At 63.3% G+C, this 11,671-nt stretch carries 10 protein-coding genes; 9 read left to right on the top strand and 1 reads right to left on the bottom strand.

Annotated features, from left to right (window positions below; all coding sequences use genetic code 11):
* Window positions 1–21: 21 nt before the first annotated feature.
* The 9 genes from FFV09_RS09175 (at window position 22) to FFV09_RS09135 (ending at window position 10,864) form a co-directional block, all read left to right on the top strand.
* Complete coding sequence (locus FFV09_RS09175; protein WP_141447554.1) at window positions 22–1,506, top strand: ATP-grasp domain-containing protein; 1,485 nt, start codon at window positions 22–24, stop codon at window positions 1,504–1,506.
* A 340-nt stretch (window positions 1,507–1,846) separates the two neighbouring features.
* Window positions 1,847–2,860 (top strand): NAD-dependent epimerase/dehydratase family protein, encoded by a 1,014-nt coding sequence (locus FFV09_RS09170; RefSeq protein ID WP_141447553.1) that lies wholly within the window; start codon window positions 1,847–1,849, stop codon window positions 2,858–2,860.
* Window positions 2,857–3,897: an MBL fold metallo-hydrolase gene (locus FFV09_RS09165; RefSeq protein ID WP_246098512.1), complete on the top strand. Its 1,041-nt coding sequence runs from the start codon at window positions 2,857–2,859 to the stop codon at window positions 3,895–3,897. The genes FFV09_RS09170 and FFV09_RS09165 overlap by 4 nt, the downstream gene beginning before the upstream one ends.
* Before the next feature lie 291 nt (window positions 3,898–4,188).
* A complete protein-coding gene (locus FFV09_RS09160) occupies window positions 4,189–5,541 on the top strand; it encodes a F390 synthetase-related protein (protein WP_141447551.1) in 1,353 nt (450 codons plus the stop codon).
* Window positions 5,519–6,796, top strand: coding sequence for a GNAT family N-acetyltransferase (locus tag FFV09_RS09155; RefSeq protein ID WP_141447550.1), 1,278 nt, complete (start codon window positions 5,519–5,521; stop codon window positions 6,794–6,796). The genes FFV09_RS09160 and FFV09_RS09155 overlap by 23 nt, the downstream gene beginning before the upstream one ends.
* Before the next feature lie 250 nt (window positions 6,797–7,046).
* Entirely contained in the window at window positions 7,047–8,171 is a 1,125-nt protein-coding gene (locus tag FFV09_RS09150; RefSeq protein ID WP_141447549.1) for an ABC transporter ATP-binding protein, read from the top strand.
* Entirely contained in the window at window positions 8,161–8,979 is an 819-nt protein-coding gene (locus FFV09_RS09145) for an ABC transporter permease (protein WP_141447548.1), read from the top strand. The genes FFV09_RS09150 and FFV09_RS09145 overlap by 11 nt, the downstream gene beginning before the upstream one ends.
* A complete protein-coding gene (locus tag FFV09_RS09140; protein WP_141447547.1) occupies window positions 8,976–9,797 on the top strand; it encodes an ABC transporter permease in 822 nt (273 codons plus the stop codon). Before FFV09_RS09145 ends, FFV09_RS09140 begins: the two co-directional genes overlap by 4 nt.
* Window positions 9,794–10,864 (top strand): ABC transporter substrate-binding protein, encoded by a 1,071-nt coding sequence (locus tag FFV09_RS09135; protein ID WP_141447546.1) that lies wholly within the window; start codon window positions 9,794–9,796, stop codon window positions 10,862–10,864. Before FFV09_RS09140 ends, FFV09_RS09135 begins: the two co-directional genes overlap by 4 nt.
* A 141-nt stretch (window positions 10,865–11,005) precedes the next feature.
* Here the strand turns inward: FFV09_RS09135 and FFV09_RS09130 are convergent, their stop codons facing one another.
* A complete protein-coding gene (locus tag FFV09_RS09130; RefSeq protein ID WP_141447545.1) occupies window positions 11,006–11,479 on the bottom strand; it encodes a small multi-drug export protein in 474 nt (157 codons plus the stop codon).
* Window positions 11,480–11,671 lie beyond the last annotated feature (192 nt).

Below are 11,671 nucleotides of genomic sequence, written 5' to 3'. Positions count from 1 at the left end.
CCCCAAGAAGGGGGAGACGTCATGAACGGGCTGCGCGTTCTGATTACGGGCGGCCGCGCGCCTTGCGCGCTGGACCTGGCGCGCGCTTTCGCGGCGAGAGGCGCGGAGGTGTATGCCGCCGAGAGTCTGGAGCATCCGCTGTGCGCGGCTTCGCGCGCGGTCAAGCGGAGCTTCCGCGTGCCGCCGCCGGCGCAGGACCCGGCGGGCTACGCGGCTGCGCTGCGCGACATCGTGCGCCGCGAGGGTATCGGTCTGCTGCTGCCGACCTGCGAGGAAATCTTCTACGTTTCCGCGTACCGGGGCAGCTTCGGCCCGGACTGCCGCGTGCTCGCGCCCCCGCTGGGGACGCTGCGCGAACTGCACAGCAAATGGGCGTTTATCGCGCTGTGCGCGCGGTTGGGGTTGGCCGTGCCGGAAACGGTGCGGCTGACGTTTGCGGATGGGGCTGGCGGAAGCGCCGGAGATAGCGGAGAGGTCGGGGGAGACGCGGAGGAAGGCCGGGAAGCTGGGAGTGAAGCCCAGTGGACGGGCGTGGCGCCAAGCGGAGCCGGGGAAAGCGTGGGCGAAGGCGGAGCGGCCCCGAGCGAAGCGCTATCCGGCGGCGGGGGCCGGGGAAGCGGCCGCGAAGAAGCGCGCATCGAAGGGCGGATTCCGCGGACGGCGCCCGGCGATCCGGCTTATGTGCTGAAGCCGGAGTTTTCCCGGTTCTCGGCCGGGGTGTCCCGGCACGGCTCGCTCGGCGAAGCGCGCGAGCATGCGCGCCGCGCGGGCGGGTCGTGGGTGGCGCAGCGCTACGCCGCGGGCGAGCTGCTGTGCACGTACGGAGCGGCGCACGAAGGGCGGCTGCTCGCGCACGCGGCGTATCGCGCGCCGCAGACGGCGAGCGGAGCGTCCGTCTGCTTCGAACCCGACGCCGATCCGCAGGTGCGGGAATGGGTGGTCCGCTTCGTGGAGCGGACGAACTTCAGCGGTCAGCTGGCGTTCGACTTCATCCGGACGGAGGAAGGGGAGCTGCTGCCGATCGAATGCAATCCGCGCGCCACAAGCGGCGTGCATCTGCTGCTTGCGCCGCAGGCCGCGGGCGGCGGAACTTCGCGCGGGGACGCGGAGCACGCGGAGCTGTCCGCGTCCGGCGATCGTCGGCGCGTTCCGGACCTGACGGATGCGCTGGCGCGGCCGGATACGGTGGACGCCGTGATTCTGGCCCGGCCGGCGAGGACGCCGATGCTGCTGCTGCCGATGCTCGGCAGCGGACTGGGCCAGCTGACGCGGCCCAGGCGGTTTGCCGGCTGGCTGCGCGATTTGCGCGGCTCGCGCGACGTGCTGCTGCGGCGCGGCGACGCCCGCGTGCTGCCGCAGGCGCTGCGCATGATGCTGGAACTTCGCCGCCGCGCGCGTTCGATCGGAGGTTCGCTGTCGGAAGCTTCGGTAGCCGATATCGGCTGGGACGGCCAGCCGATCGGGGAAGAAGGGATCGACGGGCGAGCCGCCCGTCCGAACGATTGAAGCGAAGGCCGTTCGGCCCGGACGCGATTCCGGCAGCCCGCCGAGGTGTCGCGGATACAAAGTCCGTCCCGGAGAGATCCTGCCAAAAGGATACCGGGCGCTGCGTGTGCATAAGGGAGGGACAACCCCTTGGGCGAAAAAAAGTTATCCACATGTGGAGAAGTGTCTAAAAGGACTGTTTTAGGCTATTTCGTGTCCAAATTGGGGAAAAACCGTGGACAACGTGGATAACCACCCCCCTTTTCTGTGGATGAATGAAAAATTTGTTTTGGAAAAAGTTGTACACAGCGCCGAAATTTACGGGCAAAATTCAACATCACGGCCTCTGGAGGGACGGAAAATGAAGATTTTGGTGACCGGAGCGACCGGGTTTTTGGGCGGGCATACGGCGCGAAGCCTGCTGGAAGACGGACACGAAGTGACCGGCTTGGGCCGAAGCGTACAGGCCGGCGAGCGGCTGGAGCAGAGCGGAATCCGCTTCGTCCGCGCGGAACTGGACGATGCGGAAGCTATCGGGCGGGCGATAGGCACGGGATTCGACGCCGTGATCCACTGCGGCGCGCATTCCGCTGCGTGGGGACGGGAAGAGACGTTCATGGCGGCGAATGTGAACGGCACGGCGAATGTGGCGGAAGCCTGCCTGCGCGCCGGCGTGTCCCGCCTCGTACATATCTCCACGCCGAGCCTGTATTTCGGGGCCAAAGCCCGGATCGGCGTGCGGGAACACGATCCGCTGCCCGCGAAGCCGATCAGCGCGTACGCCCGGACCAAACGGCTGGCGGAACAGGAAGTCGAACGCGTGCGCCGGCTCGGGCTGGACGCGATCGTGCTGCGGCCCCGCGCTTTGTACGGGCCGGGAGATCTCACGATCCTGCCCCGGCTGATCGAAGCCAACGGCCGGACGGGCGTGCCGCTGATCGGCGGAGGTGAGGCGCTGATCGACCTGACGTACGTGGACGACGCGGTCCGCGCGCTCAAGCTGGCCGCGTTCGCCCCGGCGGAACTTTCGGACGGCGCCCGCATTTATAACATAAGCGGAGGCGCGCCGATTGCTTTGGCTGCGGCCGCCGGGCTGCTGTTCGCGAAGCTGGGCCGTCCGCTGCGCGGCAAAAAGCTGTCTTTTGCCGCCGCTTATGCACTCGCCTCCCTGATGGAAAGCGCCGCGCGGCTGCGGCCTTCGGGCGGCGAACCGATGCTGACCCGCGCGCTGGTCGGCATGCTCGGCAGCAGCCAAACGCTGGATATCGGCGCCGCGCGGAGCGGACTCGGCTACGAACCGCTCGTCGGCATCGAAGAAGGGCTGGACCGTTTCGTCGAATGGTGGACCGGGCAGGAAGGAGAGCGATCGCGTTGAAAATCAAATTGAATACCGAAGCGAACGTCGAACGGAACTCCAACAGGAAAGCCAACCCGAACGTCAACCCGAACGCCAATAGGCATGCGGAGAGAACTGCCGAATCGGACGAGGCAAAAACGGGCGTGCGCCCGACTCCTTCCGCGCTGGATTCGCTCTGGGAACTGGCCGGCGGACCCGCGCCCAGAGTGGAACTCAGGCTGTTCCCGACCGGAAGCTGCCGCCATCCGGAATGGGTCACGATCCGGGGCGGCCGGCTGCGCAGCGTCCGTATTCCGGCGCTGTTCGCCTGTATCCGCCATCCGCGGCACGGCCTGATCCTGTTCGATACGGGCTATTCGGACCGCTTTTTCCGCGAGACGGACCCGTTCCCGGAACGGCTGTACCGGATCACGACTCCGGTGCAGTTCGAAGCCGGGCAGAGCGCGGCCGAACGGCTGCGGGCCGCGGGCATGCGGCCGGAAGCGGTCGGCCGCATTATTATCTCGCATTTTCACGCCGACCATGTGGCGGGACTGCGCGATTTTCCGCAGGCGTCCTTTTTGTACGAGCGCGAAGCGCTCGACAAGATGCGCGGACTGCGCGGGATCGGCGCGGTCAAGCGCGGATTCCTGCCGGGGCTGCTGCCCGGCGATTTCGACCGCCGGGCGCGGCCGTTCGCGCCGGAGTCGCGCGTCGACGTGCCGGAAGGGTTCCTGCCCGGCTTTGCCTGGCGGCGCCTGACCGACGTGCTCGGCGACGGCAGCCTGCTCGCCGTCGATCTGCCCGGCCATGCCTACGGGCAGATCGGGCTGCTGCTGCGCACGGCCCGCGGACCGGCGCTGCTGTGCGCCGATGCCGCCTGGTCGGCGGCGGCTTACCGGGAAGACCGCCCGCCCAGCGCGCTTGCGGGCGTTATCATGCCTGACCGCCGCGCCTACGCGGACAGCTTCCGCGCGCTGCGCGGGCTGCACGAAGCTTTCCCGGAGCTGCGCATCGTCGCTTCGCACTGCCCGGAAGCGGAAGCCGCCTACGCGATAGGCGGCAGCCCGCTATAAGGGCGCCGAACTTTCCGCTTCGGGCGCGCCGTCCGCGCGGGCTATGCAACGCCTGAGGCCCATCCCGCCTCAATCGCGCCGTCCGCGCGGGCTATGCAACGCCTGAGGCCCATCCCGCCTCAATCGCGCCGTCCGCGCGGGCTATGCAAGGCCTGCGGCCCCATCCCGCCTCAATCGCGTCGTCCGCGCGAGGCATGCGCATGCGCCGCCGACCGCCGAACTTTCCGCTTCGGGCGCGCCGCTCGAACTTTTGCGCCGAACATTCGCATTTCAAACAGGAGGAACCTGCCGATGAAGACCGATTCCCTACATATTCTTATGCAGTACGCGGCGGCACGCCGGCGCGCGGCCATACCGGATCGCGATGCTCTGGAACGGTGGCGGGAGCCGCGCATCCTCCGCCATCTGGACAGGGTGCGTGCCGCTTCGCCTTTTTACCGGGAGCTGTGGCAGGGGCTGGATACGCGGGACTGGCGCCGGTTCCCGGAGATCGACAAAAAAGCGATGATGGAGCATTTCGACACGCTCAATACGGCGGGCGTCCGCCGCGAAGAAGCGATGGAGCTGGCGCTGGAAGGAGAGCGCACGCGCGATTTCACGCCGGAGATCGGCGGGCTGACGATCGGCCTGTCGTCCGGCACGTCGGGCAGCCGGGGGTTGTTTCTCGTCAGCCGCCGCGAGCGGTTGGCCTGGACGGGGACCATTTTGCAGCGCGTGCTGCCCGGACCGCTGCTTCAGGGACACCGGATCGCTTTTTTCCTGCGGGCCGACAGCAATTTGTACGGATCGGTGCGCAGCCGGCGGGTGGCGTTCGAGTTCTACGATCTGCTGCATCCGCTTGAGCGGCACGTGGAACGGCTGAACGCGCAGCGTCCGAGCGTGCTTGCCGCGCCGCCGTCGATGCTGCGCCTGCTGGCGGGCGAAGTTCGCTCCGGCCGGCTCCGCATCGCGCCCGGACATCTGGTGTCGATGGCCGAAGTGCTCGATCCGCTGGACCGGCGCATGATCGAAGAGAGCTTCGGTCTGCGTATCCATCAGGTGTACCAGTGCACCGAAGGTTTTCTGGGCGCGTCGTGCAGCCACGGGACGCTGCATCTCAACGAAGACGTCGTCCATATCGAAAAAGAATACGTGGACGCGGAGCGCAAAACGTTCGTGCCGATCGTAACCGATTTCGTCCGCTTCTCCCAGCCGATCGTGCGCTACCGGCTCGGCGACCTGCTGACCGAAAGTCCGGTGTCCTGCGCCTGCGGCTCGCCCTTTACGGCGATCGAGCGGATTGAAGGGCGGAGCGACGACTTGTTCGTGCTGCCGGCGGCAAACGGGACGGGCTTCGTCACGCTGTTCCCGGACTACGTCTCGCGGGCGATTATCGGCGCGTCGGAGCGGGTCGAAGCGTACCGCGCCGTCCTGCACGCGCCGGACAGGCTTGAGATCGAACTGGATACGGCCGCGGCAGCCGGAACGGAGGCGCGGGCGCAGACCGAATCCGACGTGGAAAATGCGCTGGCTGCGCTGTGCGCGCGTATCGGCGCGGCCATGCCGGAGACGGCGTTCGCGCCGTACGCCTTCGTGCCCGGAGCGGTCAAATTGAGACGGGTGCAGAGGAGGTTTGCGGTGAATGACCGAATGGAACCTGTATGAAGGGGACAGTCTGGAGCGCTGGCTGACGGAACAACGATCCCGCCGCGAAGCTGCGGACGCCAAATCCGCGAAGAGTAAGATTACTTACAGTAAGGAATCTTTCAATAATAAACCTGACAATAAAGGATCTTATAATGAAGCGTCCCCTAACGAAGATTCGGACGACGCCTCCACGCTGCGCTGGCTGTCCGCCATGCAGGGCGAAGGCGTGCCTGCGCTGATCGCGAACGTCGATACGACGCTGCGCGCCCTGCGCTGCGAATCGCTCGGCGTGACGCTTCCGCTGAGCGTGGGCGAACGCGAATACGGCGATTCCTACGTGTTCTCGCCGTACACGCATTACATCAGCTACGCGCGCGAGGAGCTGTCGCTGCTGGAATCGCGCGCCGCCCGCGCCCTGCTCGGCGTGCTGTTGACGCCGGCCGGCTGGCTGCTCAAGGCGTCGCGGTTCAACCGCGCGGTCCAGGTCAACAACCGGCTGCTGTCGACGAATCTGTATCCGCCGCTTGACGGGTCGGCTCTTGCATCGGCCGTTGCCCTGCTGCTCCGGGAGTTCCCGGACCGCTCGATCGTATTCCGTTCGCTCAACCGCCGCACGACGCCCGGTTGTCTCGACGCGCTGACGGAGATGGGCTTCCGGCTCGTGCCGAGCCGCCAGGTGTATCTGTACGAAGCGCCGGACCGGATTCCGTCCAAAGCCCGCTGGCTGCAGAAGCGCGATTACGGCCTGCTGGACAAGCACGGCTACGACGTGTGCGGGCCGGAAGAGTTGGGCGAAGCCGACGCGCCGCGGCTGGCCGAGCTGTACCGGCTGCTGTACCTCGACAAATATTCGGCGCACAATCCGGCGTTCACGCCGCGCTTTTTTGAGCGGGCGCTGCGGTCGAATCTGCTGAAGCTGCATGCGCTGCGCTCGCGGGCAAGCGGCCGGCTGGACGCCGTGCTCGGCTATTACGCGCAGGGCGGCATCATGACGACGCCCGTGTTCGGCTACGACACGGGCGTGCCGCAGGAGATCGGGCTGTACCGCATGCTGTCGGCGGTGCTGCTGCGCCTGGCGGCCGAAGAAGGCTGCCTGCTGCACGAGAGCGCCGGAGCGGCGCAGTTCAAGCGCAACCGCGGCGCGGTCGCGGAGATCGAATACAGCGCCGTGTACGACCGGCATCTGCCGCCGCATCGCCGGGCCGGCTGGGCGCTGCTGTCGCCGCTGCTCAACCGGGTCGGCGTGCCGATCATGCACAAATATAAATTTTGACGGAATCGGAGCGGGAATCGCCTTCGCGATCCGCGCCTGGCTTCCGCCGAAAAGATCGGGCTGCCGCAGCCGATCTTTTCCCTGCTTTTTAATCAAGAAAGCGACGTCCGCATACATAGAAATGTAGCCTTCATGCGTTTTTTTCTATAGAATAGCGGTTAGAAAGAAGTTAAAGATACCGTTAAATATCGGGAAAAGACCGGAGCCGATCGGGGTCCGGGCATCCGGTTGCCAGAGGAGGGGTTTCATCATCACAGATCCACACATCATTCGTTTCGAGTCCGTGACGAAGCAGTACGACGACGGGCTCACCGTGCTCAAAAAGATCGATTTCGAAATCGAGCGGGGCAAGTTCTACACGCTGCTCGGTCCTTCGGGCTGCGGCAAAACGACCATCCTGCGCATGATCGCGGGCTTCATGGAACCGACGGAAGGCTCGATCTATCTGGGCGGACGGGTCATCAACAAAGTGCCGCCGGAGAAACGGCAGGTCAATACCGTCTTCCAGGACTACGCCCTGTTCCCGCATCTGAACGTGTTCGAGAACGTCGCGTTCGGGCTGCGGATCAAGAAAATGAAGCCGAACGTCATCGCGGCCAAAGTGACGGAAGCGTTGAACATGGTCAATCTCGACGGCTACGAGAACCGCGCGATTACCGAGATGTCCGGCGGCCAGCGCCAGCGCGTGGCGATCGCCCGGGCGATCGTGAACGAGCCGGAAGTGCTGCTGCTCGACGAGCCGCTGTCCGCGCTCGACCTCAAGCTGCGGACCGAGATGCAGTACGTCCTGCGCGAGCTGCAGCAGCGGCTGGGCATTACGTTCATCTTCGTCACGCACGACCAGGAAGAGGCGCTGGCGATGTCGGATTATATTTTCGTCATGAACCAGGGCCGGATCGAGCAGAGCGGCACGCCGAACGATATTTACGACGAGCCGATCAACCGCTTTGTGGCCGATTTTATCGGCGAATCGAATATCGTGCCCGGCGTCATGATCGAAGACTACCGCGTCGAATTTAACGGCCGGCGCTTCGAATGCGTCGACGCGGGACTGCGTCCGAACGAGCCGATCGAGATCGTCGTTCGTCCGGAAGATCTGGAGATCACGACGCCGGAAGCCGGCAAAATGCAAGTCCGCGTCGATTCGCAGCTGTTCCGCGGCGTCCATTACGAGATTAGCTGCTACGACGATTCCGGCCAGGAATGGCTCGTGCATTCGACCAAACGGGCCGAAGTCGGCGCGCAGATCGGATTGACGTTCGATCCGGAAGCGATCCACGTCATGCGTTTCGGCGAAACGGAGGAAGAATTCGACCGCCGCCTGGAAGCGTACGAAGAAGACGAAGACGCGGGAGTGCCGGTCCATGAACGGTAAGGGCAGCGGAAACGCGCGGTCGCTCGCCTACATTCCTTATTATCTGTGGGTGGCGTTGTTCGTTATCGCGCCTGTCGTGCTGGTCGTCTATTATTCGCTGTTCGACGTGGAAGGCAATCTGACGCTGTCGAATTACGCGGACTTTTTCACTCCCGTCTATCTGAGCATGACGCTGAGTTCGTTCTGGTACGCGTTTCTTATTACGCTGTTCTCGCTGCTGATCGCGTATCCGGCGGCGTATCTGCTGACGCGCACCAAGCACAAGCAGCTGTGGCTGCTGCTCATCATCCTGCCGACGTGGATCAACCTGCTGCTCAAGACGTATGCGTTCATCGGCATCTTCGGCACGTACGGCCCGATCAACGCCCTGCTCGGCTCGATCGGGTTCGGCGAACAGCAGCTGCTGTTCACGAGCGGAAGCTTCGTGTTCGTGTCGATCTACATCTTCGTGCCGTTCATGATCATGCCGATCTATAACGCGCTCGAAGAACTGAACGTGTCGCTCACCGACGCCGCCCGCGACCTGGGCGCTTCCAGCTGGATCACGTTCCGCCGGGTCATTTTCCCGCTGACGCTCTCCGGGGTCAAATCGGGCTGCATCTCCGTATTCATCCCGGCGCTGTCGCTGTTCATGATCACGCGCCTGATCGCCGGCAACAAGGTCATCACGCTCGGCACGGCGATCGAGCAGCACTTCCTCGTCACGCAGGACTGGGGCATGGGCTCGACCGTCGCCGTGTTCCTGATCGTCGCGATGGCCGTCATCATGTTCCTGACCGGCGGAACCGGAAAAGGGGTGCGAAGATGAGGAAAAAGAACGGCATCTCCAATCTGTATCTGGTCCTCGTCTTCGCCGTCCTGTACGCGCCGATCCTGTACCTGATGTTCTACTCGTTCAACAGCGGCGGCACGATGCACGGCTTCGAAGGCTTTACGCTCGATTATTACAAGGAAGTGTTCGCCGATACGCGGCTGATCATCATCGTGATCAACACGCTCGTCATCGCGCTGCTGTCTTCGACGATCGCGACGATCATCGGGGTATTCGGATCGCTCGCGATCGAGAATATCCGGCGCGCCCGGCTCAAGAACACGCTGCTGTCGCTTAACAACGTGCTGATCGTCAGCCCGGACGTCATCATCGGCGCTTCGTTCCTGATCCTGTTCACGATGGTCGGGGTGAAGCTCGGCTTCGCTTCGGTATTGATCTCGCACGTGGCGTTCAGCATTCCGATCACGGTGCTCATGATCCTGCCGAGGCTGCAGGAGATGAGCCCGACGCTGCTCGACGCGGCACGCGATCTCGGCGCGAGCAAGCGCGACGTGCTGACCAAAGTCATATTGCCGTTTATCCGTCCCGGCATCTTCAGCGGCTTCTTCATGGCGCTGACGTATTCGCTGGACGACTTCGCCGTCACGTTCTTCGTGACAGGCAGCGGCTATTCGACGCTTGCCGTCGAAATCTACTCGCGGGCCAGACAGGGCGTCTCGCTGTCGATCAACGCGCTGTCCACGCTGATCTTCCTGTTCACCGTGTTCCTCGTCGTCGCGTACTACATTTCGATGCGCCGCGGCGAAAAGCGCAAGCTGGCCGACGCGGCCGCGCGAATGGGGGTGCCGGAATGAAATCGATGACGCGCACGCTGATCCTGATACTGGTCGCGGCTTTTGCGCTGATGTTTCTCGCCAACCGGCTGAACTCCAGCGAAGGCTACAGCAGCGGCAATACGCTGACCATCTACAACTGGGGCGATTATATCGACCCCGAACTGCTCGACCGCTTTCAGGAAGAGACGGGCATCACGGTCATCTACCAGACGTTCGATTCGAACGAAGCGATGCTGACCAAGATCGAACAGGGCGGCACGACGTTCGACGTGGCGATCCCGTCCGATTACGCGATCGAGAAGATGCGGGAAGAGAATCTGCTTATTCCGCTCGATCACGCCAAGATTCCGAATATGCGGCATCTCGATCCCAAGTTCCTCGATCTGTCGTTCGACCCGGGCAACGAGTACTCGATGCCGTATTTCTGGGGCACGCTCGGCGTCGTCTACAACCCGACTCTGACCGACCTGAAGTTCGAGAGCTGGGAAGACCTGTGGGACCCGACGCTTCGCAACGACATTCTGCTGACCGACGGGGCGCGCGAAGTGATCGGCACCGGGCTCGTCAGCCAGGGCTATTCGCTTAACGACAAGAACGAACAGCATCTGGCGCAGGCGCTGGACCATCTGATGGACCTGACGCCGAACGTCAAAGCGATCGTCGGCGACGAGATCAAGCTGCTGCTGGCGAACGGCGAAGCGGCGGCGGGCCTTGTATTTTCGGGCGACGCCTCGGAGATCATGAGCGAGAACGAAGAACTCGATTACGTGGTGCCGAAGGAAGGGTCCAACCTGTACTTCGACAACATGGTCATTCCGAGAACGGCGCAGAACGTCGACGGGGCGATGGCGTTTATCAACTTCATGCTCGATCCGGAAGTGAACGCGCAGAACACGGAATACGTCGGGTATTCGACGCCGAACGACGCCGCGCTTGCGCTGCTGCCGGAAGACATCTCGGGCGACGAACGTTTCTATCCGTCCGACGAGCTGACGAATCAGCTTGAAGTGTACGAGAATCTGGGCAAAAAATGGCTGGTCCGCTACAACGAATTGTTCCTGCAGTTCAAAATGAACGGTTCTTAAAGCGCAGCATCCTCAACACAAAACTCAAAACGCAAAATGTAAATGGAAAAGGGACCACGTACGGCACACGACGAAAAATCCCGTTCGCGCAGAAGCGCGGACGGGATTTTTTTCGTTCTTTTTTTGACGGACATCTTAAATCTACTGCGTCGCATAGCTCAAGCCGTACACCGAGCCAACAGCCATGACCACCGTCCAGACGGCCAGGCTGACCGCCATCCAGCCGATCACCCAGCGGCGGGAAGAACCGAACGACAAGGCGAGCACGGCGGCAATATCGGTACCCACGAGCGCCGGAGCGACGAGCGCGAGGCCGGGGACGCCGTATTTTTCCCACACCCGCCTGGCCCGCGTTTCTTTTTTGGAAGAAGCCGTGCGGCCCTGCTTGACCTTGCGGCGCTCCAGCCAGGCGGAGATGCGGGTGAAGAAGAGGCCGATCAGCAGAACCATGAGGAAGTTGCCCGCGAAGCCGATGATCGACACGGCGACCGGGGACAAGCCCCAGACAATGCCGAGCGGCACGACCAGAAAAATGTCCAACCACGGGGCGGCTGCCAGCAGAAACAAAGCCGCGTACTGCCACACTACGTCCAATTCCCTAATCCATTCGAACATGGGCCCGAACCTCGCTTTCGCTATATGTATTTGGGGCAATCCCGTTGATCTTACCCATTCCTGCCTAACAATTCAAATAATGCGGTCTCCGCTGCCGAGTTTCTCCGTTCCTGTTCTAGATATCCACCGGCGTCCTGCTATAATAGAGATTAGATTTTACATAGAGATTGGATTCTAAAAGAGACGGGATTT

Origin of the sequence: Saccharibacillus brassicae (assembly GCF_006542275.1) — a bacterium.
GTDB lineage: Bacteria > Bacillota > Bacilli > Paenibacillales > Paenibacillaceae > Saccharibacillus > Saccharibacillus brassicae.
The sequence above is the reverse complement of the archived record's forward strand: the minus strand, read 5'-3'. Positions and strand labels throughout refer to the sequence as shown.

Bases quoted from the DNA above. Each gene is read 5' to 3' on its own strand.
- FFV09_RS09175 (WP_141447554.1), top strand. From the start codon at position 22: ATGAACGGGCTGCGCGTTCTGATTACGGGCGGCCGCGCGCCTTGCGCG.
- FFV09_RS09170 (WP_141447553.1), top strand. From the start codon at position 1,847: ATGAAGATTTTGGTGACCGGAGCGACCGGGTTTTTGGGCGGGCATACG.
- FFV09_RS09160 (WP_141447551.1), top strand. From the start codon at position 4,189: ATGAAGACCGATTCCCTACATATTCTTATGCAGTACGCGGCGGCACGC.
- FFV09_RS09155 (WP_141447550.1), top strand. From the start codon at position 5,519: ATGACCGAATGGAACCTGTATGAAGGGGACAGTCTGGAGCGCTGGCTG.
- FFV09_RS09145 (WP_141447548.1), top strand. From the start codon at position 8,161: ATGAACGGTAAGGGCAGCGGAAACGCGCGGTCGCTCGCCTACATTCCT.
- FFV09_RS09140 (WP_141447547.1), top strand. From the start codon at position 8,976: ATGAGGAAAAAGAACGGCATCTCCAATCTGTATCTGGTCCTCGTCTTC.
- FFV09_RS09135 (WP_141447546.1), top strand. From the start codon at position 9,794: ATGAAATCGATGACGCGCACGCTGATCCTGATACTGGTCGCGGCTTTT.
- FFV09_RS09130 (WP_141447545.1), bottom strand. From the start codon at position 11,479: ATGTTCGAATGGATTAGGGAATTGGACGTAGTGTGGCAGTACGCGGCT.